27 protein-coding genes are annotated in these 26,029 nt (G+C 38.5%); 1 reads left to right on the forward strand and 26 read right to left on the reverse strand.

The window, feature by feature from the left end; all coding sequences use genetic code 11:
- Nucleotides 1-92: 92 nt before the first annotated feature.
- The 25 genes from rpoD to MF646_RS08995 all read right to left on the reverse strand — a co-directional run bounded on the left by rpoD (nt 93) and on the right by MF646_RS08995 (nt 23,954).
- Nucleotides 93-1,214, reverse strand: coding sequence for an RNA polymerase sigma factor RpoD (gene rpoD / locus MF646_RS08875; RefSeq protein WP_250096133.1), 1,122 nt, complete (start codon nt 1,212-1,214; stop codon nt 93-95).
- A gap of 50 nt (nt 1,215-1,264) precedes the next feature.
- On the reverse strand, nt 1,265-3,058 hold the full coding sequence (gene dnaG / locus MF646_RS08880) for a DNA primase (RefSeq protein WP_250096134.1): 1,794 nt from the start codon (nt 3,056-3,058) through the stop codon (nt 1,265-1,267).
- A gap of 50 nt (nt 3,059-3,108) precedes the next feature.
- Nucleotides 3,109-3,588 (reverse strand): YaiI/YqxD family protein, encoded by a 480-nt coding sequence (locus MF646_RS08885; protein WP_250096135.1) that lies wholly within the window; start codon nt 3,586-3,588, stop codon nt 3,109-3,111.
- A 275-nt stretch (nt 3,589-3,863) separates the two neighbouring features.
- Nucleotides 3,864-4,679 (reverse strand): pyruvate, water dikinase regulatory protein, encoded by an 816-nt coding sequence (locus MF646_RS08890; protein ID WP_250096136.1) that lies wholly within the window; start codon nt 4,677-4,679, stop codon nt 3,864-3,866.
- Nucleotides 4,680-4,698: 19 nt separating this feature from the next.
- On the reverse strand, nt 4,699-5,334 hold the full coding sequence (gene ccpN, locus MF646_RS08895) for a transcriptional regulator CcpN (protein WP_250096185.1): 636 nt from the start codon (nt 5,332-5,334) through the stop codon (nt 4,699-4,701).
- Between the two features lie 128 nt (nt 5,335-5,462).
- Nucleotides 5,463-7,544 (reverse strand): glycine--tRNA ligase subunit beta, encoded by a 2,082-nt coding sequence (glyS, locus tag MF646_RS08900; RefSeq protein WP_250096137.1) that lies wholly within the window; start codon nt 7,542-7,544, stop codon nt 5,463-5,465.
- Nucleotides 7,537-8,427, reverse strand: coding sequence for a glycine--tRNA ligase subunit alpha (gene glyQ / locus MF646_RS08905; protein ID WP_250096138.1), 891 nt, complete (start codon nt 8,425-8,427; stop codon nt 7,537-7,539). The genes glyS and glyQ overlap by 8 nt, the downstream gene beginning before the upstream one ends.
- Nucleotides 8,428-8,737: 310 nt before the next feature.
- Nucleotides 8,738-9,487, reverse strand: coding sequence for a DNA repair protein RecO (gene recO / locus MF646_RS08910; RefSeq protein WP_250096139.1), 750 nt, complete (start codon nt 9,485-9,487; stop codon nt 8,738-8,740).
- A 39-nt stretch (nt 9,488-9,526) separates the two neighbouring features.
- Nucleotides 9,527-9,673 carry a YqzL family protein gene (locus MF646_RS08915; RefSeq protein WP_250096140.1) on the reverse strand — a complete coding sequence of 49 codons (147 nt, stop codon included), beginning with the start codon at nt 9,671-9,673 and terminating at the stop codon, nt 9,527-9,529.
- Between the two features lie 719 nt (nt 9,674-10,392).
- Nucleotides 10,393-11,304: a GTPase Era gene (gene era, locus MF646_RS08920; RefSeq protein WP_250096141.1), complete on the reverse strand. Its 912-nt coding sequence runs from the start codon at nt 11,302-11,304 to the stop codon at nt 10,393-10,395.
- A complete protein-coding gene (locus MF646_RS08925) occupies nt 11,297-11,695 on the reverse strand; it encodes a cytidine deaminase (RefSeq protein ID WP_250096142.1) in 399 nt (132 codons plus the stop codon). Before MF646_RS08925 ends, era begins: the two co-directional genes overlap by 8 nt.
- Complete coding sequence (locus MF646_RS08930) at nt 11,688-12,431, reverse strand: DUF502 domain-containing protein (RefSeq protein ID WP_250096143.1); 744 nt, start codon at nt 12,429-12,431, stop codon at nt 11,688-11,690. The genes MF646_RS08925 and MF646_RS08930 overlap by 8 nt, the downstream gene beginning before the upstream one ends.
- Before the next feature lie 27 nt (nt 12,432-12,458).
- On the reverse strand, nt 12,459-12,845 hold the full coding sequence (locus tag MF646_RS08935) for a diacylglycerol kinase family protein (protein ID WP_250096144.1): 387 nt from the start codon (nt 12,843-12,845) through the stop codon (nt 12,459-12,461).
- Nucleotides 12,829-13,302 (reverse strand): rRNA maturation RNase YbeY, encoded by a 474-nt coding sequence (ybeY, locus tag MF646_RS08940; RefSeq protein WP_250096145.1) that lies wholly within the window; start codon nt 13,300-13,302, stop codon nt 12,829-12,831. Before ybeY ends, MF646_RS08935 begins: the two co-directional genes overlap by 17 nt.
- On the reverse strand, nt 13,299-15,473 hold the full coding sequence (locus MF646_RS08945; RefSeq protein ID WP_250096146.1) for an HD family phosphohydrolase: 2,175 nt from the start codon (nt 15,471-15,473) through the stop codon (nt 13,299-13,301). The genes ybeY and MF646_RS08945 overlap by 4 nt, the downstream gene beginning before the upstream one ends.
- Nucleotides 15,474-15,590: 117 nt before the next feature.
- Nucleotides 15,591-16,577, reverse strand: coding sequence for a PhoH family protein (locus MF646_RS08950; RefSeq protein ID WP_250096147.1), 987 nt, complete (start codon nt 16,575-16,577; stop codon nt 15,591-15,593).
- A gap of 5 nt (nt 16,578-16,582) precedes the next feature.
- A complete protein-coding gene (gene yqfD / locus MF646_RS08955; RefSeq protein ID WP_250096148.1) occupies nt 16,583-17,782 on the reverse strand; it encodes a sporulation protein YqfD in 1,200 nt (399 codons plus the stop codon).
- 44 nt (nt 17,783-17,826) lie between these two features.
- The gene (yqfC, locus tag MF646_RS08960; RefSeq protein WP_250096149.1) at nt 17,827-18,117 is read right to left on the reverse strand and encodes a sporulation protein YqfC; all 291 of its coding nucleotides are present in this window, start codon (nt 18,115-18,117) and stop codon (nt 17,827-17,829) included.
- Between the two features lie 99 nt (nt 18,118-18,216).
- Entirely contained in the window at nt 18,217-18,747 is a 531-nt protein-coding gene (locus MF646_RS08965) for a hypothetical protein (protein ID WP_250096150.1), read from the reverse strand.
- 39 nt (nt 18,748-18,786) lie between these two features.
- Nucleotides 18,787-19,788: a flotillin-like protein FloA gene (gene floA, locus MF646_RS08970; RefSeq protein ID WP_250096151.1), complete on the reverse strand. Its 1,002-nt coding sequence runs from the start codon at nt 19,786-19,788 to the stop codon at nt 18,787-18,789.
- A gap of 4 nt (nt 19,789-19,792) precedes the next feature.
- Nucleotides 19,793-21,151: an NfeD family protein gene (locus MF646_RS08975; RefSeq protein WP_250096152.1), complete on the reverse strand. Its 1,359-nt coding sequence runs from the start codon at nt 21,149-21,151 to the stop codon at nt 19,793-19,795.
- 190 nt (nt 21,152-21,341) lie between these two features.
- Entirely contained in the window at nt 21,342-21,785 is a 444-nt protein-coding gene (locus MF646_RS08980) for a GatB/YqeY domain-containing protein (RefSeq protein WP_250096153.1), read from the reverse strand.
- Between the two features lie 22 nt (nt 21,786-21,807).
- A complete protein-coding gene (gene rpsU, locus MF646_RS08985; protein ID WP_003323311.1) occupies nt 21,808-21,981 on the reverse strand; it encodes a 30S ribosomal protein S21 in 174 nt (57 codons plus the stop codon).
- 121 nt (nt 21,982-22,102) lie between these two features.
- Nucleotides 22,103-22,666 carry a TetR/AcrR family transcriptional regulator gene (locus MF646_RS08990; RefSeq protein ID WP_250096154.1) on the reverse strand — a complete coding sequence of 188 codons (564 nt, stop codon included), beginning with the start codon at nt 22,664-22,666 and terminating at the stop codon, nt 22,103-22,105.
- Nucleotides 22,667-22,778: 112 nt separating this feature from the next.
- A complete protein-coding gene (locus MF646_RS08995) occupies nt 22,779-23,954 on the reverse strand; it encodes a thiolase family protein (protein WP_250096155.1) in 1,176 nt (391 codons plus the stop codon).
- 227 nt (nt 23,955-24,181) lie between these two features.
- On the opposite strand from MF646_RS08995, the gene MF646_RS09000 reads away from it, so the two are divergent.
- Complete coding sequence (locus MF646_RS09000) at nt 24,182-25,120, forward strand: Na/Pi symporter (RefSeq protein WP_250096156.1); 939 nt, start codon at nt 24,182-24,184, stop codon at nt 25,118-25,120.
- A gap of 227 nt (nt 25,121-25,347) precedes the next feature.
- On the opposite strand, the gene MF646_RS09005 is transcribed toward MF646_RS09000, so the two are convergent.
- Nucleotides 25,348-25,848, reverse strand: coding sequence for a hypothetical protein (locus MF646_RS09005; RefSeq protein ID WP_250096157.1), 501 nt, complete (start codon nt 25,846-25,848; stop codon nt 25,348-25,350).
- Between the last annotated feature and the right edge of the window lie 181 nt (nt 25,849-26,029).

Raw genomic sequence — 26,029 nt, forward strand, 5'->3', positions numbered from 1 at the left:
TATAGCCACGAGCAATCGACTATATGTTCTTAAAGACAGAATCAGACCCATTATGAAAACTCTTATTTCCTATGTCGTACGATTTCTTAACCTTACTCTAGAAAATCCTTTAGTCGTTTACTACGACTAGGGTGGCGAAGCTTTCTTAATGCCTTCGCTTCAATTTGACGAATACGTTCGCGAGTTACACCAAATACTTTACCCACTTCTTCTAAAGTACGAGTACGACCATCATCTAATCCAAAACGTAAACGAAGAACATTTTCTTCTCGATCGGTTAACGTGTCTAGTACGTCTTCTAGCTGCTCTTTTAGTAGTTCATATGCAGCCGCATCAGATGGAGCCAATGCTTCTTGGTCTTCGATAAAATCACCAAGATGTGAGTCATCTTCTTCCCCAATTGGTGTTTCCAAAGACACAGGCTCTTGAGCAATTTTTAAGATTTCACGAACTTTATCCGGAGTTAACTCCATCTCTTGCGCAACTTCTTCCGGTGTTGGCTCACGCCCAAAATCTTGAAGGAGTTGGCGCTGCACTCGGATTAGTTTGTTAATTGTTTCTACCATATGAACAGGAATACGGATCGTTCGTGCTTGGTCCGCTATCGCACGAGTAATAGCTTGCCTAATCCACCATGTCGCATACGTACTAAATTTATATCCCTTTTCATAATCAAACTTTTCAACAGCTTTAATTAACCCCATATTACCTTCTTGGATTAAATCAAGAAACAGCATACCACGACCAACATAACGTTTGGCAATAGAGACAACTAGACGTAAGTTCGCTTCCGCTAATCTCCTTTTTGCTTCTTCATCACCTTGTTCAATTCGTTTGGCAAGCTCAATTTCTTCTTCAGCCGAAAGAAGGGGAACACGACCAATTTCCTTTAAATACATTCTTACAGGATCATTTATTTTAATACCAGGTGGTACACTTAAATCATTAAGGTCAAACTCTTCTTCATCTTTTACAGCTTGCTGGAGATTTGGAACAACATCGTCCGTCTCATTTAAGATTTCGACTCCTTGTTCACCAAGATATTCAAAAAATTCATCCATTTGGTCGGAATCTTGATCAAAAGCTGCTAATTTCTCTGTAATCTCAGCATAAGTAAGTACTCCGCGCTTTTTACCTATCTCCACTAATTGTTCTTTCACTTGATCGATAGACAATTCACCTTCCGCTAGTGGGCGTAGTGGTTTATCTGCCATTCGATCCCCTCCTTCCATTGTTCACAACCAAAGCTTCTTGCCAATTCATGCTAGTGAAGCTCCTGTTTCATACGATTAATCTCCATAAGAAGTTTTGCTGCTTCTAATGGGTCTTTCTCTCGTTTCATTTCTAATTCTTTTTGTTGTATTTGTATCCGTTTTGGATAAGTTTCAATCAATTTCATATAATCGAGCAGTTCTTGCTCTTGAAAGTCATCATTTAACGACATCATTGCAAGCTCTGTTGCAATCCTAATTAACTTTTCATCTTGCAACCCTTGAATAAATTGACTTGGATTAGCCTCATGTCCTTCACCAAAGTATGCAAATAGATGAGCCGCTATTGCTTGATGTTCATCAATATTAAAACTCCCACCGATGCGTTCTTGAACAAGTTCTGTCACTTCAACATCTCTCATCATATGAGCAAGTAAAAATCTCTCAGCATTTTGATGGGCTGGTAATAATTTTTTTGCTTCTAAGGATTTCCTAGATTGTATAGGTCGACCCTTTGATTGATATTCACTTTTATCTTGCTTCCGTTTTTCCCGATAAATTTGAAACTGCTCGTGCTTTAATGCTTCTAAAGAAAGCGAAAATTCTTCAGCGATCTGTCTGAGATAGTGATCTCGCTCAACCGCTCGCGGCAAAGTACTAATTTCAGTTAAAACATCCTCAATATAGCTCATTCTTTCAGCTTCATTTTGCATATTCTTACCTTTACGCAAATACCGCATTTTAAATGACATTAAAGTCAAACTTTCCCCTATTACATTCGATTTAAAGCTTTCAGCACCGTATGTACGAATATAGTCATCGGGGTCCAGCCCTTCTGGCATTTGAGCAACTTTCACAGTACAACCAACTTGTTCTAATATCCCTGCCGACCTGAAGGCTGCGCTCGTTCCTGCTTTATCTGAGTCATAACAGATGGTAACATTCTCAGCATTTCGCCTAATCACTTTAGCTTGCTCTTCTGTTAAAGCAGTACCGAGTGTAGCTATTGTATTAGAAAGTCCTGCCCCCCAAGCTGCAATCACGTCCACATATCCTTCAAATAAGACAACTGAACCAAGCTTCCTAATTGAAGGTCTTGCAAGATGAAGACCATAAAGTGTTTTTCCTTTATGAAAGATTGGTGAATCAGAACTATTCAAATACTTTGGCTTTTCATCTGAGATAGATCTACCACCAAAAGCGATAACATGGCCTTGCCCATCCCAAATCGGAAACATAAGTCTGTTTCTGAAACGGTCATAATAACCGTCTTTTGACTCCCTTTCACCCAATAAACTTGCTTGAACCATCGTTTCTAGCGAAAAATTGCGTTTCGTTAAGATTGTAACAAGCGCATCCCAGCGATCTGGAGCAAATCCAATTTGGAAATGCTCAATTTGTTCTTTTGTAAAACCACGTTTTTTCACATAAGATCGACCTTCAGATCCTTGTTCGGTTAACGTAAGGACGTGGTAATAGAGTTTAGCGGCTAACTCATGAGCTGAGCGCATTAATACTTGTGGTCCCGCTACGGGGGACTGAACGGTCGCATCAGGCAAATCAATGTTTGCACGCTCTCCAAGTTTTCTGACAGATTCAATAAAGGTAAGTCCTTCTAGTTCCATCAAAAACGAAAAAACATTCCCACCAGCACCGCAGCCAAAACAATGGTAAAGTTGTTTATCCGGTGATACAGAAAAAGAAGGGGACTTTTCACCGTGAAAGGGACATAATCCAATATACTGCCGACCTTGTTTTTTTAGTTGCACATAATCACTAATTACTTCGACAATATCTGATGAGCGCCTAACCTGCTCAACCTTTTCATCCGGTATCCTGTTGCTCATTGTTATCACCATTAATCATACCAATTTCTCTTACAATTCGAGTTTTTTTGCTATGTTCCTTCTTTTTCTGTAACAATTTTTGTGAGTTGTTCAATAAACATTTGACGATCTTCTTGTCGAAAGGGTTTTGGGCCTTTTGTTTTCCCACCCATTCTCCTTTGTTTTTGCGAAATATAACGTGCATCCAACATTTGCAAAATGGTATCTTCTTGATAAACAAAACCACGGGGAGATAGTGTTATTACCCCTTTAGCTAACATGATCGAGGCAAGAGCATGGTCTTGTGTTACACATATATCACCTTTTTTAGCTTTGTTCATTAAAAACAAATCCGCCGCCTCTTTATCATTATCTACTGTCACCACTTTAACTGTAGACGGTAGAGTTAATGTATGTGCATAAGATGACACAAACACCATTGGCATGTTAACGAACTCACAAATTTCTACTATTTCTGCTTTTACTGGACAAGCGTCAGCGTCGACATAAATGGTTTGTAATGAAGGATTCATAGTAGTTGAATTCAACATTCCCTTCAAAAATCCTGCTATCTTTTTAAAGAATTTCGTAGATAATTGTCGAATGAAACATCTGTATCGTGTTTCGTTTTTTTTATCCTTACTATCATTACCAAAAAACAAAGAAAAAGTCTTGACTTTTAAAATTTATTTGTTCTTTTTTAAAATATAACCAAAATTTTCTTCACTATTAGAATCACAATTCTTTATTATACGCAACTTTAACTCCTTTGACTAGCCCAAAAATAAAAAGCATCTTGCTTCTATACGCAAGATACTTCCTATTATTATTTTTTTAAAAACATACTCGAGATTAAATTGGCTGTTTCTTCAACTGCTTTATTTGAAACATCAATAACAGGACATCCAATCCGTTGCATAATTTTTTCTGAATACGCCAATTCTTCTTTTATTCGATCAAGGTTGGCGTAGTTAGCTTGGGCTTTTAACCCAAGTGCTTTTAATCGTTCCGCCCTAATATCATTTAATTTTTCTGGACTAATTTTTAACCCAACACATTTTTTCGGTGTAATATGAAATAACTCTTTAGGTGGTTCTACTTCAGGAACAAGAGGCACGTTCGCTACCTTCAATCGTTTATGTGCTAAATATTGAGAAAGTGGTGTCTTTGATGTACGCGAAACTCCAATTAACACGATATCAGCACGAATGATCCCCCTTGGGTCACGACCATCATCGTATTTAACAGCAAATTCGATTGCTTCGACTTTACGAAAGTAATCCTCGTCTAACCGATAAATTAAACCTGGTTCATAACGCGGAGCCTTCTTCGTCAATGTTCCTATTTTCTCTAACATTGGGCCAATAATATCTACCGTATCGACACCCGTTTCCTGTGCAAGTGTCAATAGGTGTTCTTTTATTTCTGGAACAACAAGTGTAAACGCAATTAGTGCATTAGATTTACGAGCTAAGATAATTACTTCTTCAATTGTTTCTTTATCTTCAACATATGGGATTCGTCTCACTTCAAGTCCAGCACTGCTAAATTGACTAGCAGCAGCCTTTACAACCAATTCTGCCGTTTCCCCTACTGAATCTGAAACGACATAGACAACCGGTCGCTGTCTAATTTCTTCCATGAATGCCCCTCCTTACCGCTTATATTACCTCATCATTAGCTAAATCAACTAGTAATGCTGTTATATTCGTTTTCGTAATTCGACCTACTACTTCAAAGCGGGAGCCATACTCTACCTCCACAACAATAGGAAGTCCATCAATTTGCTTTTCAATTAACTTATTAGCCACTTCAATAATTAAATCATCTTGTTTGCATACTGTAATATTAGGCATTCTCGTCATAATAATACTTACAGGAATAGACTCTAGCGCTTGCTTTCCAAGACTTGCCCGAAGTAAGTCTTTCCTTGAGAGAACACCTACTAAGGTTATATGCTTATCCACGACAAATAATGTTCCAACATCCTCTAAAAACATCGTGCATATCGCATCATACACCGATGCTGACTCTTGGACCACAACGGGCCTAGACTGGTATTCATTTACCGTAATATTCTTGACTTTCTCTGCTAACATTTGGTTTCCAGATTTCCCTGTGTAGAAATACCCAACACGTGGTCTAGCGTCTAAATAGCCTGCCATTGTTAAAATAGCCAAATCGGGACGAAGCGTAGCTCTTGTTAGAGAGAGACGTTCTGCAATTTGTTCCCCGGTAATTGGGCCACTTTCCTTAACAATCTCAACAATTATTTCTTGCCTACTTGTTAGTTCGATTGGTTTTCACCGTCCTTAGCACTAAAAGTGCCATACTAATATATAATTATTATATACGAGTGATAGCCAATATGGAAAGAGCCAGCTTATATGACCTCCTATTTATCAAAATAGGAAGTCACTATATTTTAGGCGAATACGATTGACTGGAAATGGGCATATGAACGAATAACTTTAGACAATTCATTCATTTGCTGCAGTCGATTTTGTCGAATATTTTGATCCTCTGCCATAACCATGATGTGATCAAAATATTGATTAATTACTGGCTCAGAGCTTGCAAGCTCATCATAAGCAAGCTTGGCATCTCCTTTTTCCAACGCCTTTTCCACATTTACTTTCAACTCTTGATAATGTCTGAATAACCTTTTTTCTTCTTCTTTTTCAAACAATGTTGGATCAATTTCGATAGAAGCCTCAGCCTTCTTCGCGATATTTGTTACTCGACTCAGCGCCTCCACGACCTTTTTAAACGCCAAATCCTGACGCTTTTCAGTAATAACCTTTGCTTTTTTCATTACAGTCGGAATATGACCTATTTCATCATTTAATACAGCATCAATAATATCATATTGTATTTCATTTTCTTGAAGAAGTGCCCTAACCCTTAATTTAAAGAATTCAACAAGCTCCGTTTGAATCTCTTCATAGTCACGCTTAAGCAGTTTTCTGCCTTCCGCAACATCTAAACTTACTTTTATCAATTGTTCAAGAGTCACTTCTAAATTATGATCATGAAGCATTTGAACAATCCCCGCCGCTTGACGTCTAAGCGCATACGGATCTTGTGAACCTGTTGGGATAAGTCCAATGGCAAAACAAGTTACAATCGTATCTAACTTTTCTGCTATGCTGACGACCGTCGCTTCAAGTGAAGAGGGGCTTGAATCTCCAGCAGACCTCGGCTTGTAATGCTCATTAATACCTTTAGCTACCTCTTTCGATTCCCCAGCTAATTCAGCATAAACTTCACCCATTCTACCTTGTAGTTCAGGGAATTCGTTTACCATTTGCGTTACAAGGTCAAACTTACTAATCTCTGCAATTCGATTCGCAGTTTGCGCTTTTGCTGAATCAACATTTAGTAATGCATTTAAGTCCGTTACTAGTTTTTTAACACGTCGAACCTTATCCCCAACTGAACCTAGTTCCTCATGATAAACAATTTGCTCCAGACGTTGCAAAGCATCATCTATATTTAATTTTTGATCTTCATTATAGAAAAACGCCGCATCAGAAAGCCTTGCACGAAGGACTTTTTCGTTTCCTTTTGCTACGTTCTCAAGATGTTGATGATCCCCATTCCTAACTGTAATAAAATAAGGCAATAAGTCGCCATTCTCATTTTCAACAGGGAAGTAACGTTGATGTTCTTTCATTGACGTAATTAACACTTCTTTTGGCAATTTAAGAAAGTCTTCATCAAAACCTCCAGAAAGTGCAGTTGGATATTCAACTAGATGTGTCACTTCCTCTAACAGATCTTCATCGATAGGTATAATCCAACCGTTCCCTTCTGTCATAGATTCAATTTGATTTCGTACCGCTCTTTTTCGTTCTAACTGATCAGCAATTACATATTCACCAAGTAACGCTACCCCATAATCACTTGGATCAATTAATTTAATTGGTTTACCAAGGAACCTGTGTCCATATGTTGTAGCACCTGTCTCAATGCCTGTGATAGAAAATGGAATAACCTCTTTACCATACATGGCAACAAGCCACCTAATCGGACGAGCAAAGCGAAGGTCATTGCTTCCCCAGCGCATATTTTTCGGAAAATGTAAAGAAACAATGAGTTCTCTCAAAGCAGGAAGAAGTTCCACTGTTTTTTTCCCAGCAATGTATTTGTTAGCGAATATATACTCTACACCTTTTACCTCTTTAAAAAAAAGGTCGTCAGTCGTTACACCTTGACCACGAGCAAACCCTTGGGCTGCCTTAGACCAGTTACCTTCATCATCATACGCTATTTTCTTAGCTGGTCCTTTTGCTTCCTCGCTAATATCAGGCTGACTCTCACCAAGCCCCTCAAGGAAGATCGCAAGGCGCCTAGGCGTAGCAAACGTCCGGATGGAATCAAACACTAACCGTTCTTCTTTTAGCCATGATTCAACTTTTTCTTTTAACTGTTCAATTGAACTCGTGACAAATCTTGCAGGTAATTCTTCTAAACCAATTTCTAGTAAGAAGTCTCGTTTACTCATTATCTTTTCCCTCCTCTTTTTTTAACATTGGGAATCCTAAGCGCTCACGTTCGTCATAGTATAATTTTGCTGCTGCACGCGCTAAGTTTCTTACGCGCCCAATGTATCCTGTTCGCTCCGTAACAGAAATGGCCCCTCTTGCATCGAGCAAGTTAAACGTATGTGAGCATTTTAAAATGTAATCATATGCTGGGAAGACAAGTGATTCATCTAATGCTCTTTTAGCTTCCTGCTCATATGTTCCAAAAAGGGAGAAAAGCATTTGAGTATCTGAAATTTCAAATGTGTACTTTGAATGCTCATATTCTGGTTGTTTGAAAATATCTCCATACGTAAACCCTTCCACCCATTCAAGGTCGAATACATTTTCCTTATCTTGGATATAGGATGCTAGCCTCTCAAGGCCATACGTTATTTCTGCTGAAACAGGACTTGCCTCAAGTCCTCCAACTTGTTGAAAATATGTAAATTGTGTAATTTCCATTCCATCAAGCCATACTTCCCATCCTAATCCTGCACAGCCCAGGGTCGGGTTTTCCCAGTTATCTTCAACAAAACGTATATCATGTTCTAAAGGGTTGATACCAAGTGCCTCTAAACTTTTTAAATAAAGTTCTTGAATATTAATAGGAGACGGCTTCATAATAACTTGAAATTGATGATGTTGATAAAGTCGGTTTGGATTCTCCCCATATCTTCCATCTGCAGGCCGGCGAGATGGCTCAACGTATGCTACATTCCAAGGCTCAGGACCAATTGTTCTAAGAAGTGTAAAGGGACTCATTGTTCCTGCCCCTTTCTCTGTATCATACGCTTGCATGATCATACAATTTTGCTTTGACCAATATTCTTGTAGCGTCAAAATCATATTTTGTACATTCACTATAATTTCCTCCTTATATTTTCATGGTGACATTCGAGTATTAGGCATAAGAAAAAGCTCCCATCCCTATGTCGTAATGACATAGGGACGAGAGCTATTCCCGCGGTTCCACCCTAATTATTAAAGTCAAAGCAGACTTTAATCACTTTCATCGAATGTGCTCCGAAATGCCTTCCTTATCGTCTAGATCCCTAGCTCACACCGTCCTAGGTTCGCTTTCTCAAGAGAGGATAAGTACTACTTTCCATCAATGCACCATATGTTATTACTAGCATCATATAAAACTTCAGCTAAAGTGTCAACATTCGAGCTATAAATCACCCATCCGTTCCATTTGCTCAAGAAAACGCTTGGATTTTAACCTTAATCCCGAGTACTCATCATAATAAGCAGCTAACACTTCTTTTAATTCTTGCTTTGTTTCTTTCTTTAACGATATTTGTCCAAGACGATGCAAATCGATATAAAAAAATAATCTTAGTAATCTTGCTGAATGAGCAGATAATTTAAACGCTTTTTCATCTCGATGCAAACATCTATGACACAAAAAACCAGCATGTCGAATGGAAAATGCAACTGGTAACTCTGTAGAGGAACAGCTTACACATTGGTCTAGCTCTGGTTTTATCCCTGCAACAGCAAGCATTTTCACCTCGTAAATTCTAAGCAACACATCAGAGTCAATACCTTCATTTAAATAATAGAGCGTTTGATATAACAATTCAAAGAGATAAGGATTTCTACTTCTCTCCTCTGTCAGTTTATCTGTCAGTTCAACTATGTAAGTGGCGTAAGAGGCCCGAAATAAATCACTTCGAACCTCTCTAAAAGAATCTACTATATCTGCTTGGTTGAGTGTACCAAGACCTTGACTTTGCTGATAAACAAATGTGCCATAAATAAACAATTGTGAAGCAGCCGATAATCGATTTTTAGGCTTTTTTGCCCCACGAGACATAACACCAATTTTTCCTAATTCTCTAGAAAAAATTGTTAAAATTTTATTTGATTCGCCATAATCTATTGTCCGAATCACAATACCTTCAACTTTGTGAATCATACTTGTCACCACACGTCCTTTGTGAGGTGTCAACATACATTAATGTGTTGGAGCGTCCGATGTTTCGATATCCTCCATGTCTTCTTTTCTGAATTGATCGTCTGAATCCCGCTCTAATTCTTTCAACAATAAATACGTGTCCACATTACCTGTCATTGAAAAGACTTTCCATGAAAAATCGAGCATTTCAGAATCCACCTTCCTATAAAAGACTTAGACTTACGCTCTATACTTGTATGATGACCTACTTTCCTAGAATCATGATAAGGAAATATTGTTAATTAAATCTGCTTGACATTTGTTGCTTCCATTTTTTGTTCGTCTACTATTATGATAATGAATTACTAACCAAAAGACAATGGATATACGCCTAACGGATTCCGTTTTGGAGCAATTATTATCATAGCAATGAGTAATACAATTAGCGAATTTCTTAGCATCACAGCTATCTCCAATGAATGAATTCAAGCACACTTTAATTATAAAAGGGCACTACCATTCTTTGGATGGTGAAGCACCAAAACAAATAGAATGGTTTACTGTAAGTCATTCATCCTGGCGATGAAGAACTTTCTTAATCTATTCGGTCTCATTAAGTCCTTCATCACTTCGATGAACGAACTTTCTTGATCTAATCCGTCTCATTAAGTCCTTCATACTTCGATGAAGTACCTTTCTAGATTAAATTAGGTACTTCTCGTGTATTAAACATCGAAGCAAACATAAAAAAGAGCTCAATTCATAAGTGAATTTGAACTCCCCTTTTAACATGGTTGCGATGGCTTCACTCGCCGTGCGCCTGTTAGGAGAAACCCACTCCTAACAGGCTTAAAACATTACGGCGGCTCCGCTCATCGCTTCGAGTTTATTAAAAAAGGGAAAAGCGCCCTTTTTTAATAAACTCTTTAGTACTCATCTTCTCTAAAGCCAAAGTCTCTTAAATGGGCGGGTTTGTTGCGCCAGTCTTTTTGGACTTTCACCCAAATTTCGAGAAAGACTTTTGAGCCGAGTAATGATTCAATATCACCTCTTGCTCGTTTTCCTACTTCTTTAAGCATTGACCCTTGTTTTCCGATGATGATTCCTTTTTGAGAAGAGCGTTCAACAATAATCGTTGCTCCAATATAAACAGTATCACTGTTTTCACGTTTTTTCATTTGTTCAATATTTACTGCAATGGAATGAGGGATTTCTTCTCTAGTCAAATGAAGAACTTTCTCACGAATCAATTCTCCTACAACAAAACGCTCTGGATGGTCTGTTACTTGATCACTCGGATAATATTGTGGACCTTCATCTAGATATTCTGTAATTTGTTCCATTAATGTAGGCACATTATTTCCTTGCAATGCAGAAATAGGAATGACTTCTTTAAAATCATATTTTGTTCGATACGTATCAATGACCCCAAGCAAATCATCTGGTGCAATCTTGTCAATTTTATTTATAACAAGAAAGACAGGAGTTGACGTATCCTTTAAACGCTCAATAATAAACTCCTCACCTGAGCCAAATGCTTCTGAAGCATCAACTACATATAAAACCAAATCTACTTCCCTTAACGTGTTTTGCGCAACTTTCATCATAAAATCGCCGAGCTTATGTTTAGGCTTATGTATACCAGGTGTATCGATAAAAACAATTTGAGACTGATTGCTCGTATAAACACCTTGTATTTTATTTCGTGTCGTTTGTGGTTTATCTGACATGATTGCGATCTTTTGTCCAATTACATGATTTAATAATGTTGATTTACCCACATTCGGTCGACCAATAATTGAAACAAATCCTGATTTAAAACCTTTTTCGTTATTCATCCATATCCTCCGCTGTAAATGCTCCAGGTAGTAACTCTTCTACCGTCATTTCTGTAATATCACCTTTTAAATTCGTCAAGACAACAAGCGTGTCACGCGAACACAATTCAACCATCACTTGACGACAAGCTCCGCATGGAGAGACAGGCCTGTCCGTTCCTGCCACGACAGCTACCATCTTTACTTTCTTATTCCCTTCCGAATACGCCTTAAATAAAGCCGTACGCTCAGCACAATTCGTAAGTCCATATGAGGCATTTTCAATATTGGCACCTTTATAAACTGCACCATCTTCCATTAATAGAGCTGCTCCAACAGGGAAGTTGGAATAAGGTACATATGCTTGTTCCCTTGCTCGCTTAGCTTCAACGATTAATTGCTCTTTATTCATTATCTTCATCCTTTCTTCTCGAGCGTACATGAACGACCATATCCCGTTCATTGTACTCCGTTTCCATATCATTTACTATGGCTTCTGGGTCAGGCGGGACAACAACTCCACCAGAAATAATGAACTTTAATCCTTGTTCTACTGTCATATTTAATACAATTACCTCATCCCTTGGAACGAGCACAAGCCAACCCGAAGTGGGATTTGGTGTCGTAGGCAGGAAAACATTGATACAATCCTTTGATGTGACCCGCTGTACTTCTCCTCTCGATTCTCCTGTTTGAAATCCGACCGTATAAAGGCCTTTTCTTGGATACTCAACAAGAACAACATTTTTAAAAGAAGAACGTTCTTGCGCAAACGCATGAATGACTTGTTCTACCGAAGTATATATGGAGTTTGCTATCGGAATTTTACGAAAGGAACGATCGATAGTACCAAATATTCTCAATCCTTTCCCTTGAATACGCATGGCTCCAACCCATGTTATAAGGAGGATGGTTAATACAAAACCAATACCGAGCAATCGTTCTGAGAAAGGAGTGTATACCCCAAGAAAATAGATACGACCATCTTCTGTTGTAATAATATTCAATGCTTTTAACACATCAGTAATAAAAGACCCGAGAAATGCATCTACCAATCCAAACAGTAATTGAATTACGTAAATTGTTGCAATTGCAGGCAATAAAAAGATAATGCCTGCAATTATATTTTTTTGAAATCTCTTCCACATAGTAGAGGGTACTCCTCTCAACCAGTTCTAGAACAATTTAAGTATAGCCGGGATAAAAAGAATACACCCAATTGCTACTGCAAATAAACAATAGATGAAGACAGCAGCGGCCGCTATATCCTTTGCCCGTTTTGCTAATGGATGATATTCTTCCGTTACAAGATCAACTGTACGTTCGATGGCTGTATTCATTATTTCTAGAGCAAACATACTAGCTATTACTAACAGCAATACTACCCAATGCCCTAATGGAAATCGCAATAAAAATGCAGCAAATATAGTTACAACTGCTACTAACAAGTGAATCTGCATGTTTTGTTCATGTTTCAGAACATATTTAAACCCCTGCGAAGCATAAAAAAATGACCTGAGTAATCTTCTGAATCCTCTTTTGTTTCTATCGTGTAAGCCCATAAGCAGTTAAAATGTCCTCTTGCCTTGAGAACATTTCCTTCTCATCGGCATCTGTCATATGGTCATAGCCAAGTAAGTGGAGCATACCATGAACAGTTAAGAAGCCTAGTTCCCGCTCAAACGAGTGGCCGTATTCCTCTGCTTGCCTTTGAATGTGAACAAAGGAAATAATAATATCGCCAAGGATATTAGGCATATCTTCTGCATAAACAACCTCAGGTTCATCTTCATCTTGTTCATTTAATGCAAAAGAAATAACATCTGTTGGTTGGTCTTTATCTCGATATTCTCTATTAATTTCTTGAATACGTTTTTCATCTACTATTGTCACCGAGACTTCAATTTCACCTTTTAATCCTTCTACTTCTGCCGTTTTCAAAATTACAGACTCAATCAGTTCATGCTGATCTTTTGTAATACTGTTCGTCTCGTCATTAAAATCAACAGTTATGTTCATCCTTTTTCTCCCTTTCCTTTTACATCTTCCGGGTATTCGATGCGTTGATGAAACGTTCCTTTTAATGTTTCAAGGATCGAAACAGCTATTTGATCAAGTTCTTTTAACGTTAAATCAGATTCATCAAATTGACCATCTTCTAATTTATCTTGAATTATTTTTCGAACGAGCGCTTCAATTTTATCTGGTGTTGGCTTTTGTATCGTTCGCACCGCAGCTTCTACGCTATCTGCAATTCCAACAATAGCTGAGACTTTTGTTTGTGCCTTTGGACCAGGATAGCGAAATTGCGACTCTGGAATCGGTTGGTCAGCATCCTTGTTTGCTTTATGATAAAAATACTTTAGCAGAGTCGTACCATGATGTTGCTCGGCAATATCAATGATCTCTTTAGGCATCTTATACTCACGCAACAGATCTGCTCCATCATAAGGATGTGCGATAATAATAGTTCTACTTAATTGCGGAGAAATCTTATCATGCGGATTTTCCATTCTCATTTGATTTTCAATGAAAAAGTGTGGTCGCTTTGTTTTTCCTAAGTCGTGATAGTAAGAACCAACTCGAGCGAGTAACCCATTTTCACCAATTGATTCACAGGCTGCTTCAGCTAAGTTCCCGACAACTACACTATGATGGTAAGTTCCCGGTGCTTCAACTAATATTTTGCGCAATAAAGGATGGTTAGGGCTTGAAAGTTCGATTAATCTAGATGTCGATAATATTCCAAAACCAGCCTCAAAAAATGGCAATAAGCCGATTGTTAAAACCGCAGCTACAAAACCAGATAAAAAAGCAAACCCAACATGCATTCCAATTTCAAACCAACCACTTTGGACAGTTTTCATAAATAATAGAGCAATAACAGCAACGATATTAATAGCTGAAACAAATAATCCCGCTCTCAAAATTCTAGAAATCCGATTAGACTTATCTAAAAAATAAGCACCTGCAAATGAACTAAATAACATATAAAAACCATAAGTAAAGTTGAACGTTCCTACAGTTTCATTATTAAACATAATACTTCCAATAACGGCAAACATTATACCTGAATATATCGCAAGGCGAGTATGAATGAGCAACGTAATAAGCATTGCTCCAAGCGTCACAGGTACAACAAATCCAATACCTTGAATTTCTAATCCTTCTAACAGGCTAGTTATTTTCATTAAAGATACGGTTACAATAAATATTAACGTGTACATTAATAGATGGCTGTTATTTTTCTGTACTGACGTTTGCGCTTCATTTACATAATACGCTAACATACCCGTAATAAGCAAAACGAGTAAAGCTAAGCCAATATATGGAAAAACGTTGAAAGACCCATCTAATAGCCCCACAATACGAAGTTGTTCATAAATATCGTGATCAATCATTTCCCCTTCTTTTACAAGAAGTTGTCCTTCCCTAATTAGAACGGGCTCAACACTCTCAGCTGCCTCTTGTCTTATTTGTTCAGTTGCAGAAGCATCATATATGTAATTCGGAATGATAGCAAATTGGGCTACTTCAATCATTGCATCTAGAAGCCTGTTACTTACAGTTGAAACTGCTATTTGGTTGCTCACTTCCTGTTTTGCATCAGCCAATTCTCGGATCGATATTCTCTCACTCATTACTTCATGCACAGCATTTGTTGTCGTCTCTTTTGCAATTTGCAACTGTGATTCTCCTGCATCTAAAAGTGCGATGAGAGTTTGATCCGTAATTCCATTGCTCCTCCTTAACGAAAGAACTTCTTTCATATATTCAATTTGCAACTCAATAAGCTCTTCTTCACCTAAAGGCTCTTCTTCTAAATCACGGTTGGGAACAAGTTCTTCTTCCATATTTTTTGCTTTATTAACAACATCAAAGATATCATCTACTTTCTTCACTTGATGTTGAGCATACTCTCGTTTCAAATCATAAACAGGTCCAATCTCATCAACAGCCGCACTCCGCCGTTCCTCTGTAGCTGTTCTATGCTCGATTGTTATAGGTGAACGGATATCTTTGTCTGCTATTTGAGAAAGACGAATATCTAATGTTTCCGGAATAACATTTCCTAACAGTAATATATAAAGAATAAATCCAATCGAACAAAAAAGGATTGCGCGTATGTATTGATGTTCTCGAAGTCTTTTCCACCACTTTTGTTGATCAATGGTTGACCTTCTCTTCAAGCAAATCACCTCATTTCTTCCTTTTATACCTTTTCTTCTCAAAAGGGAAGACCCTCTTTCATTAAGAGGGTCTTCCTATTAACGCCTCCTAAGGCAAGGCTTTTACATAATCCATTCCTATGTTCTTTCGATGAATTCTCTTTCATCAGCATCTTGTTTTTCATAGGCCTGTAAAATTTGCTGTACTAATGTGTGACGAACAACATCAGACTGTTGCAAATAAATAAATGCTATGTCTTTTACTTTGTCCAAAATTTCAATAGCAACTTTCAAACCAGATTTTTTGCCGCGCGGCAAATCAATCTGCGTTAGATCTCCATTGATCACCATTTTTGATCCAAATCCTAATCTGGTTATAAACATTTTCATTTGTTCTCGAGTTGTATTTTGGGCTTCATCTAAAATGACAAAAGCGTCATCAAGTGTACGCCCACGCATATAAGCTAAAGGCGCTACTTCAATCGTACCTCTTTCCATCAACCTTGCCGTTTGTTCCATGCCTAAAACATCATGAAGAGCATCATAAAGAGGACGTAAGTATGGATCTACTTTCTCCTTAAGATCTCCAGGCAAAAAGCCCAAACTTTCTCCCGCTTCTACAGCTGGTCGCGTTAAAACAATTCGTTTTACATGACCTTCTTTTAAAGCCGTAACTGCCATGACAACAGCTAGATACGTTTTGCCCGTACCAGCAGGACCAATTCCAAAAACCATGTCCTTTTTCTTTAAGGCAGAAACGTAATGGCGTTGACCAAGAGTCTTCGCAATAATTGGTTTTCCTTTAACATTCGTTGCAACTTTTTCATCATAAAGCTCAAGAAGCTCATCTAGACGATTATTTTCAGCTAATTGAGCAGCATATACGACATCTCTCTCAGAAATAGATATCCCTTTTCGGATTAATTGTATTAAAGTAGCAATGATTTTGCGAACAATTTCAATCTTCTCAGCATCTCCAGTAACAAGCACTGCCTCACCACGAGTAACGAGCGTCACATCAAGATGTTCTTCTATTCGCTTCAGATGTCTGTCATGAGGGCCAATAAGTGCCTGTGTCTCATTGGCATTCTTGACTTCTAACTGTATTGTTTTCGTTTCTGACAATAGACTCAATCTCCTTGAATAATCGGTTGCTCCGATGTAATATCTTCTATTACTTGGTAATGTATCCGTAAGTTTACTTTACCATTCTCAACAGTTTCGTGCAAAACTTTTTCTCCAATTATTTCCGCATCCTTTGGTAAATCCTTCGATAAATCAACACGGGCACGTTCCCTTGCTGCGCGAACCGCCTCTTCCTTTGTATACGTACGTTCAAATTGATCGGTTTCCAGAAAATCAGAACGTTTATAAGTTAATGGCAGTGACCAATTAATAAATCTAAAAGGTCTTTCGTGAATGGACTCTGTAAATTCTTCAAATTCAACTTTACCATAGCCCCATATTGGGATATCAAGCCCATAAATTGAGAGGTAATGTTTTGATTTTTTCTCCCCTGTTAACGTTGTAAATAAGGTATCTAACGGGATAGTTACGTCGGACTTGTACCAAATTTCACCAAATACAACAGCCTGAGCTGGAACCAACTCTTTTTCTTCATCTTCAGCATCTTTTTTTCCTATATACCCAGAAACAAGGAGATCTCCTTCTCTAACGAAATCATTAGGCTTGACCATAGCCTGACCATGTTCAACAAAGATTTTACGTATGATTGCTTTCTTCGTTGCCACTAAATGTCTAGGACTGTAGCGGTCCGCTTCTTCAGGAAGTTGTTGTTCAACTACTTCAAACTCAAAGGTCGTCCCTTTTTGTCTAACACCAACCCAGGTGGCCCCTTGAACTAACTCAGTGACATCTCTTTGAATAAGTTCAACACTTGGAAGAGAAAACTGAAATGCTCCACGTTTTATCCCCATTTCAGTTACTACTTGTCTTAATTCATGCTCTACTTGCGGTGAAGCTCCCTTAATTTCAACTCCCCAAACCATATTTGAAAGTACGAACATAATAGCCAAGAACCCTACAAGACCAGCAACAAACCCTGAGCGCGCCATAATTCGCCTTATTAAAAAAGGAAATCCACTCCGTTGAATAAATGACACTTTACAATTGGTCATTCGCAAGAGAGGACGAATCCTCTTTGCATCCTCTACATCCATATAGCAAACAATTCGATTGTCGCCAATTTTTTTGATTTGCCATATCGAGATGTCTTCCTCAATACAACGGTTAAGAAACCTTTCTGGATAATCACCATCTATCCTTACCCGCACATAGCCATGTAAATGGTTAGTCCAATTATTCTTCATTGTTGTTTTTCCCCCTTTAAAACATACGTATACGTAGCTACTTGCTATGTACGTGAATCATCTATATATAGAACTTGATCAATGCGCCCTTCAAGTAGCAACTCTTCTGGCAATATCGTTTTAATGACAAAGTTGTCACCCTTTATGAGTAATTGCCCCTGCTTTAGTAACAGCCGGAGCTCTTGATTGGAGAATCTTAATACACCGCGATGATTTTCAATGTATATATGCAATTGGCCGATCATTGTGATTCGCGGCAGGTCCATCATGACATCTGCAGGTAATTGCAGTTGTTTAGTCATCCAGTTCTTCATTTGCTGTCTCATTTTTTTCATAAGTGAACCCCCTCTCCTCTAATCTTTATGATCAATAATCAGTTGATATCACAATGAATCGATGCCAAAACAAAAAAAAGAAGCAGTGCCTATTTGGCACTACTTCATATAGCGTCTTCCAGAAAATGTATTATGAGGCTGACGTGCTCTCGGACGACCAAGCACTTCCGACCACACAACTGCTTTCATAGCTTCTTTATTCGATAGACGATTTAACCCAAGATCCAAACCATCACTATGATGAGTTACTTCTGTTTCACTTCTTACTTCACGGTCTCTTTGAGATGCTTTTTCTCTTTTTTGACGTAATTCATCGTACCGATTTTGAATCTCTTGCTGTAATTGCTCTCTTTCAGAAGGGACAGTCACTTGGCCTTGTTCCACTTTAGGTTCTTGGCGATTTCGGCCTCGCTCAGGATCCATGTCTTCTTGCTTGAATATCTCACGCCAATCAACTTTCTCTTCTGTTGGTTGTTGCGGAGGTTTCTGTCTTTGCCCCGTTCCACGATTATCTTGTTGCTGTTGTCCAGCCCCAGTCATTCGACCTAGCATACTAATGAGACCACCGACAATAACAGCTACAAAAATAAAATTCTGAGCAATAAACTCAAGTAAACTTTCTAAAGGCACATTCATCTCCTCCTTTCATTTTTAGGGGAGGATTCATGATTATTCACCCTTTGAATTAGTTGAATCACCATCAGTAGCTTTGCTGATCGAATCACGCATATCTGTATCTGCCATCACATTCTGATAGTTCATATAATCCATAACACCCATGTTTCCTTGACGCAACGCCTCAGAAAGTGCCATCGGTACTTCAGCTTCAGCTTCAACAACCTTCGCACGCATTTCTTCAACTTTCGCTTTCATCTCTTGTTCTTTCGCTACTGCCATTGCACGACGTTCTTCCGCTTTCGCTTGAGCAATCTTCTTATCTGCCTCAGCTTGGTCAGTCTGTAATTCAGCACCGATATTTTTGCCAATATCAATATCCGCAATATCAATAGACAGAATTTCAAAAGCTGTCCCGGCATCTAATCCTTTTGAAAGAACCGTTTGTGAAATCATATCTGGATTTTCTAATACTTTTTTATGATTTTCAGCCGAACCGATTGTTGATACAATCCCTTCACCAACACGGGCAATAACCGTATCTTCACCAGCACCCCCAACTAGACGGTCGATGTTCGCACGTACCGTAATACGAGCCTTAGCTTTTACTTCAATTCCATCCATTGCCACACCTGCAATAAATGGTGTTTCAATTACTTTAGGGTTAACACTCATTTGTACAGCTTCAAGTACATCACGCCCAGCTAGATCAATTGCTGCTGCACGTTCAAAACTTAATTCAATATTCGCTCTTTGTGCTGCGATTAGTGCGTTAACAACTCGGTCAACATTACCTCCAGCAAGATAATGTCCCTCTAATTTTGAAGTACTTAAATCAAGCCCTGCTTTTACGGCTTTAATTAATGGGTTTACAACACGAGCAGGAATAACTCGACGTAACCTCATTCCAACCAATTCAAAAATACCAATTCGAACTCCTGCCGCTAAGGCTGAAATCCACAGCATAACTGGTACAAAAGTAAATAATACCGCAAGCAAAATAAGCAATATCGCTAAACCAATTAACAATGTAATACTACCAGGATCTAATGCCATTTTCTTATTCCTCCCTAAATTTGTTTTCTCTCACTTCACGAACGACAATTCGTGAACCAGCTGTATACACAACTTCAATTTTACTACCCTGTCCAATATATCCTCCCTCAGATACAACGTCAAGACGCTCTTTATCAAAAACGGCTGAACCTGAAGGTCGAAGCGGGGTCAAAGTTGTACCAGTTTGACCAATCAATTCTTCTCTTGTTTTATTCGTGATATACCCTTTTTCAGTACTAGTTGAATCCGTATGAATGATTTTTTTCATCGGACCTCGATTGCCAAAATATTTAAAGATAAAAACCGTAGCGACAGCTGTAATCACAAGGGCTATTGCAATATAAATAAGCATTGAAGCCGTTGAGAATGACGCAAGTAGCATTCCCCCTATAACAGAGGCAATCCCTAGCAATCCAAAGATCCCAAAACCAGGTATAAAAATCTCAACCATAATAAGTAAGAAACCAATCACAAATAAAATCATCGATTCCCAACCAGCAAATCCCGCGAACATATGCCCAAAGAAAAAGAGCAGTAAAGCGGAGATGCCCATTATCCCAGGAACTCCAAAGCCAGGAGAATATAGTTCAAGAACTAACCCTAAGCTACCAATTGATAATAATATGGGGATGACAACCGGATGAGTAACAAAGCGAGCAATCTGCTCAGAAAAGCTCACTTCCATATCTCGTTCTTCTACATTTCCTAATTCCAAATAGTCAAGAAGCTCCGCTCGATTAGACGCAATTGCTTCAGCATACCCTACTTGCAATGCTTGTTGAGCTGTAAGGGTTAAAAGCTCCCCTTCAGGCGCGCCTAATTCAGGCAGATCAATACGCTGATCAGCCATTGCAAGAGCATACTGCGGATCTCGATCATTCAACTCAGCAGCACTACGCATCTCAGATAACCAATAAGATTGTGTCTTATCATCAGCCGCATTTCCAGCACCATCAATTACAGCTGCTGAACCCATAGTTGCCCCTGGTGCCATAATAATTTGGTCAGTATTGAGTGCGATATATGCCCCTGCTGAAATCGCCTTGTTTTTAACAAACGTGATAATAGGGATATCACTTTCTTGAATTAAAAGCGCAATGTTTCCAGCAGCATCAACGGCTCCACCCGGTGTATCCATCTCTAATATAATATGAGTAGCACCATCTTCTTTTGCCGTAGCAATAGACCTTGACATAAAAGCTTCTAGACCACGTTCAACTGTTTGCTCAACTGGAATATAATAAACTAAAGATTCATAATCAGAGTCTTGATCACTATAAACTAGCGATTGAATTGGCATGAGCAAACAAGCTAAAAGAAGAAATGTGATTGAACAAATTAGACGTAAACGCCTTCTTTCCATATGTACCCTCCCTTCTATCGTCGCTCTAATCCTTCTACGAATATAACCTAAAAATGGTTTCAACTTTTTCAACCATTTTTATATAATATTCGCTTTCAATTCACTTATCATTCTATCATGAAATTAAATTCCAGCTCTAGTAAAAGCAAAAAACGTCTCACCTCTAACCAGAGATGAGACGTTTGTGTCATTATGATAAATGTTGTTGCACAAGACGATTCACAAGACCACCATCAGCTTTTCCTTTAACCTTAGGCATGATTGCTCCCATGACCTTACCCATGTCTCCTTTGGTTGACGCCCCTACTTGTGTTATTGTTTCTTGAACAATTTGAGAGACCTCTTCTTCAGAAAGCTGTTCTGGCATATAGTCTTCAAGTACAGTGATTTCATCACGTAGCTTGGAAGCTAAATCTTCACGGTTAGCTTTTTCAAACTCATGGAGGGAATCCTTGCGTTGTTTCAGTTCGCGATTAAGCACCGTAAGGCTATCATCGTCCGTCAACTCACGTCCGAGCTTATACTTCTCGTTTTGCAACGATGACTTTACCATACGGATGACAGAGAGTCTATCCTTTTCCTTGTTCTTCATCGCATTCTTCATGTCTTGATTTAACCGTTCAAGAAGATTCAATGAAAGCACCCTCTCACTTCAATTAGAACTTACGTTTTCTTGCTGCTTCAGATTTCTTCTTACGCTTAACACTAGGCTTTTCATAGTGCTTACGCTTTTTAACCTCAGCCAACGTTCCTTCTTTAGAGAGTGATCTCTTGAAGCGACGAAGTGCAGCATCAATCGATTCGTTTTTGCGAACACGAGTTTCTGCCATTTTATTTCCCTCCCTCCGAAACAACCAACTCAGGACGTACATTCTATTTGAGTGCACGTCTCTTAGCATTATAATACAATCATAGTAATAGGTCAACCGAAAATCAACAAGTTCCACTCTATCATTTTGCTTTTAACCCATTTAACATTAAATCGATATAAATTTTAGATACAGCTTTCTCGTTTAGCTCTCCTTTTGGATTAAACCAGTGATAACTCCAATTCACTGCTCCAAGGATGGCTAAAGTGATAATATTGCTATGCAAATCTTTACGGAATTCACCAGTTTCAATTCCCTTGTCAATAACACGTTTTATATTTTCTTTAAACTCATCACTTTTCTTGAATATATCTTCTAAATGGACTTCATTGAGATGCTGCATCTCACGAAAGAACACTCTTGCACTTTGTCCATGCCCTTCAATATGTTTCATAAGCATATAGACCATTTCAAAAAGCTTTTGCTCTTGAGAGGTAACTTTATTTACTATTTCCTCTTGGCTTGTTAACAAATCGTCTATATAACGAAGGTGTATTTCCATTAAAAGCTCTTCTTTACTTTTAAAATAATAATAAAACGTTCCTTTCGTTACTCCTAGTGCTTCTACAATATCTTGGATAGACGTTTCAGTAAAACCGTTTTGTCCAAACAAGTCAACGCTCTTTTCGATTATTTTCTCTTTCATGTTGTTAACGCCTCGCAATCTTCTAAAAAAAAATCATTGGAAATAGTATATCATAAATGGATTAGAGCATTATTTGGCGTTTGAGAAAACTTTGTTAAAAATATCCATGGACTTATGATTCACGTTCTACTAAGATTGCAATCCCTTGGCCACCGCCAATACATGCAGTAATAAGCCCAAATTGCTGCTTTCTTCTAGCAAGTTCATAGATTGCTTTTGTCATTAAAACAGCCCCTGTGGCTCCAAGCGGATGGCCATGAGCAATTGCCCCTCCATTTACATTTAATTTATTAACATCAAATTGCAGTTCACGATCAACCGCTAATGTTTGCGCAGCAAAAGCTTCATTACATTCAATTAAATCTATTTGATTTAATGTCATACGAATTCTTGCTAGTAAAGACTTCACAGCTGATACAGGACCAATCCCCATAACTTTCGGGTCTACACCACTGATAGAGGACCCACGAATAACTGCTAAAATAGACAGACCACGTTTTTCTGCCACTTCTCGTGACATAACAACAAGTGCACAAGCCCCATCATTAATGCCTGAGCTATTGCCCGCACTAACTGTGCCACCGTGTAAGAATGCTGGAGGCAACTTAGATAAACCTTCTTTTGTCGTTTTTGGACGCGGATGCTCATCTTCAGTAAATACGAATGGTGCCCCTTTTCGAATAGGTATAGTGATTGGGACAATTTGTTCATCAAAGTAACCTGACCTCATCGCATTAGCCATTTTTTGTTGGCTATTATAAGCGAATTCATCCTGTTCTTCGCGTGTAATTGAATATTTTTCTGCTAGAGTTTCAGCCGTTATTCCCATAGGAGGGTCACCTATGTCCTTTGGTGACAGTTGTTGTGGTCTAAATTTGGGAAGGGCATGATCGTAGCCCTTTGTAGGACGATCCATTAAGTAAGGAGCTCGACTTAAACTCTCTGTACCTCCCGCAATAAAAATATCGCCAACTCCTGCTTGGATGGCTTGTGCAGCAAGAATAACCGCATTAATGCTTGATCCACATTGTCGATCTATAGTTATTCCCGTTGTAGAAAAAGGGAAGCCTGCTTGCAAAGATGTTAGTCTAGCGATGTTGCCTCCACCACTTGAGACATTTCCAAGTATAATATCATCGACCTCTATCGGATCAATGTTCGCTCTTTTTAATACCTCTTGTAAAACAATTGCCCCGAATTCATGTGCTTGTAATGGTGCTAATGCTCCTCCTTGTCTAGCAATAGCCGAACGAACAGCACTGACAATCACAGCATCACGTTTGCCCATTTATTTCCCTCCCTATAATCGTCCTATACAGTTGCAATAAATGTTCATATGTAAATGTATCTTGAAATCCCTTGTTATATGATTGTCTTTTTTACTATACATACTGATAAAAAAGTACCTCTATTTTTTCTATATAAATTAAACTTTTCCATCAAACACTCTCTTTTTAATAATTTCTGTCATGCTTGTTCACTTTTGTCCATAGATTGGATAGAGAGGTGATCGGAGTGATTAAAGAATTATTTTCGTTGTTGGCTGTATTTATTGCTTTATTCTTATTTGGGATGGTTGTAATGAGAGCAGGACTATTTCAAATCGGACAAGCGAAATTTAAAAAAGTATTACACCGATTAACGGATTCAGCATGGAAAGGGTTAGTCGTTGGTGCGATTGCCACAGCAATCCTTCAAAGTAGTTCAGCCATCATCATCATGACTGTTGGCCTTGTGGCTACAGGACTTCTTGCCTTCCGTCACTCAATCGGTATCATTTTAGGAGCGAATATCGGGACGACTATGACAACAGAATTACTTGCTCTTGATTTGTCCATGTTAATCGTACCTCTCTTGGTAATCGGACTAGTCACTTTAGTTATTCCTAACCAAAAAACATACTCCTTAGGATGTTTATCCTTTGGACTTGCATGCATTTTTATTGCCATGGACGGATTAGAGACATTAGCTTATCCGCTATCATCGATCCCCTCCATTCATTCATTTTTTGATTTAACAAATGAACATCAACTAGTTGGCATTGGAATCGGGACGGTTCTGACCGCTATCATTCAGTCAAGTACAGCGACCACAGCTATTGCAATGGGATTTATGACAGACAATGTATTAAACCTTCCAGCTGGTATCGCTATTATGTTAGGGGCCAATATCGGTACGTGTGTTACAGCATACTTAGCTAGCATTGGTTCAGGGCGCAGTGCAAAGCTTGTTGCTTACGCAAATATTTGGCTAAATGTGTTTGGTGTTCTTTTTTTCTTTCCCCTTATAGGATGGTTAAGTACATTAGCAAGCAGCCTTACTCCGATACCAATGATGCAGCTTGCCCATGCTAGCCTTATCTTTAATGTGATTTGCTCAATCATTTTGTTACCTTTTGTAACGTATTTTTCAAAGTTTGTAGAGTGGTTACACGCAGATAAGGTAAATGCTTGAAGAGGAAGAGAAAGGTATCCGCTAACAGTATTGAGGGAAAAAAAGTCGGTCAAGTGCAATGTGTAGCCGTTGCCTTGGTGTTAGAAGTGCTCTCACACCTATAAAAGCCTTCTATGAGTTGATTTCTCATAGAAGGCGCGCAACGTGCTGAACCGTCGCTACTAGGAACTTAGGTTGTTATTTATCCTTTATTAATGGCTTCACTATTATCAGGACCTTTTTGTCATTTAGTTTTGATAAGATTGTGAACTGTAAGACATATCTTGGCTAGATTGTCCTTGACCTTGTTGGTTTTGCATTTGTTGTAACTTTTGCAGCTCTTGTTGCTGTTGCTGTTGACTTTGAGTTTGCTGTTGGAGTTGTTGTTGGGATTGATTGATTTGCTGAGCCATTTGATTCAATACATTAATGGATTGAATAGATTGACTTACATTCCCTAACATTTGTGTTGCTTGTTGGATAGATTGCTGAAGGTCTTGAAATGTTTTCTGTTGTTGTTGTTGAGCTTGATTGCTAATTTGTTGTAATTGTTGTAATAATTGATTTGTTTGTTGTTGGTCTTGTCCTGAAGTCATCATTGAGTTAGCTTGCTGCTGCGTTGATTGAAGCTGGCTAAGTGTAGACTGCATCGTTTCTAACTGTCCTTTAAGTGGATCTAACTCTACTCCAATTTCCTCCTCAGCTTCCTCCGTTACATGCTCAATGATATCTTTTGCGTCTTTTTCCATTGCAAACTCCTCCTTAAATGATTCATAATCATAATTTGTCGCATCTGTTCGACCAACATAGACAGGTGCTGGCGCTGGTTCAGGTTTTGCTCTAAAAAAATATGCAAGTGCACCTACTATGGCAACAAGCACAAAAACAATGAAGAATAACATTCCATCGATGGTAATGCACCTCCGCTTT

This window comes from Halalkalibacter alkaliphilus (genome assembly GCF_023555415.1).
Taxonomy (GTDB): Bacteria; Bacillota; Bacilli; order Bacillales; family Bacillaceae_D; genus Halalkalibacter; species Halalkalibacter alkaliphilus.

What these genes read in the sequence shown, in the direction of transcription:
- rpoD (WP_250096133.1), bottom strand. Translation starts at nt 1,214, where the DNA reads ATGGCAGATAAACCACTACGCCCACTAGCGGAAGGTGAATTGTCTATC.
- dnaG (WP_250096134.1), bottom strand. Translation starts at nt 3,058, where the DNA reads ATGAGCAACAGGATACCGGATGAAAAGGTTGAGCAGGTTAGGCGCTCA.
- MF646_RS08885 (WP_250096135.1), bottom strand. Translation starts at nt 3,588, where the DNA reads ATGTTGAATTCAACTACTATGAATCCTTCATTACAAACCATTTATGTC.
- MF646_RS08890 (WP_250096136.1), bottom strand. Translation starts at nt 4,679, where the DNA reads ATGGAAGAAATTAGACAGCGACCGGTTGTCTATGTCGTTTCAGATTCA.
- glyS (WP_250096137.1), bottom strand. Translation starts at nt 7,544, where the DNA reads ATGAGTAAACGAGACTTCTTACTAGAAATTGGTTTAGAAGAATTACCT.
- recO (WP_250096139.1), bottom strand. Translation starts at nt 9,487, where the DNA reads ATGATTCACAAAGTTGAAGGTATTGTGATTCGGACAATAGATTATGGC.
- MF646_RS08915 (WP_250096140.1), bottom strand. Translation starts at nt 9,673, where the DNA reads ATGCTCGATTTTTCATGGAAAGTCTTTTCAATGACAGGTAATGTGGAC.
- era (WP_250096141.1), bottom strand. Translation starts at nt 11,304, where the DNA reads ATGAATAACGAAAAAGGTTTTAAATCAGGATTTGTTTCAATTATTGGT.
- MF646_RS08925 (WP_250096142.1), bottom strand. Translation starts at nt 11,695, where the DNA reads ATGAATAAAGAGCAATTAATCGTTGAAGCTAAGCGAGCAAGGGAACAA.
- MF646_RS08930 (WP_250096143.1), bottom strand. Translation starts at nt 12,431, where the DNA reads ATGTGGAAGAGATTTCAAAAAAATATAATTGCAGGCATTATCTTTTTA.
- MF646_RS08935 (WP_250096144.1), bottom strand. Translation starts at nt 12,845, where the DNA reads ATGGGCTTACACGATAGAAACAAAAGAGGATTCAGAAGATTACTCAGG.
- ybeY (WP_250096145.1), bottom strand. Translation starts at nt 13,302, where the DNA reads ATGAACATAACTGTTGATTTTAATGACGAGACGAACAGTATTACAAAA.
- yqfD (WP_250096148.1), bottom strand. Translation starts at nt 17,782, where the DNA reads ATGAAGAATAATTGGACTAACCATTTACATGGCTATGTGCGGGTAAGG.
- yqfC (WP_250096149.1), bottom strand. Translation starts at nt 18,117, where the DNA reads ATGAAAAAAATGAGACAGCAAATGAAGAACTGGATGACTAAACAACTG.
- floA (WP_250096151.1), bottom strand. Translation starts at nt 19,788, where the DNA reads ATGGCATTAGATCCTGGTAGTATTACATTGTTAATTGGTTTAGCGATA.
- MF646_RS08975 (WP_250096152.1), bottom strand. Translation starts at nt 21,151, where the DNA reads ATGGAAAGAAGGCGTTTACGTCTAATTTGTTCAATCACATTTCTTCTT.
- rpsU (WP_003323311.1), bottom strand. Translation starts at nt 21,981, where the DNA reads ATGGCAGAAACTCGTGTTCGCAAAAACGAATCGATTGATGCTGCACTT.
- MF646_RS08990 (WP_250096154.1), bottom strand. Translation starts at nt 22,666, where the DNA reads ATGAAAGAGAAAATAATCGAAAAGAGCGTTGACTTGTTTGGACAAAAC.
- MF646_RS08995 (WP_250096155.1), bottom strand. Translation starts at nt 23,954, where the DNA reads ATGGGCAAACGTGATGCTGTGATTGTCAGTGCTGTTCGTTCGGCTATT.
- MF646_RS09005 (WP_250096157.1), bottom strand. Translation starts at nt 25,848, where the DNA reads ATGGAAAAAGACGCAAAAGATATCATTGAGCATGTAACGGAGGAAGCT.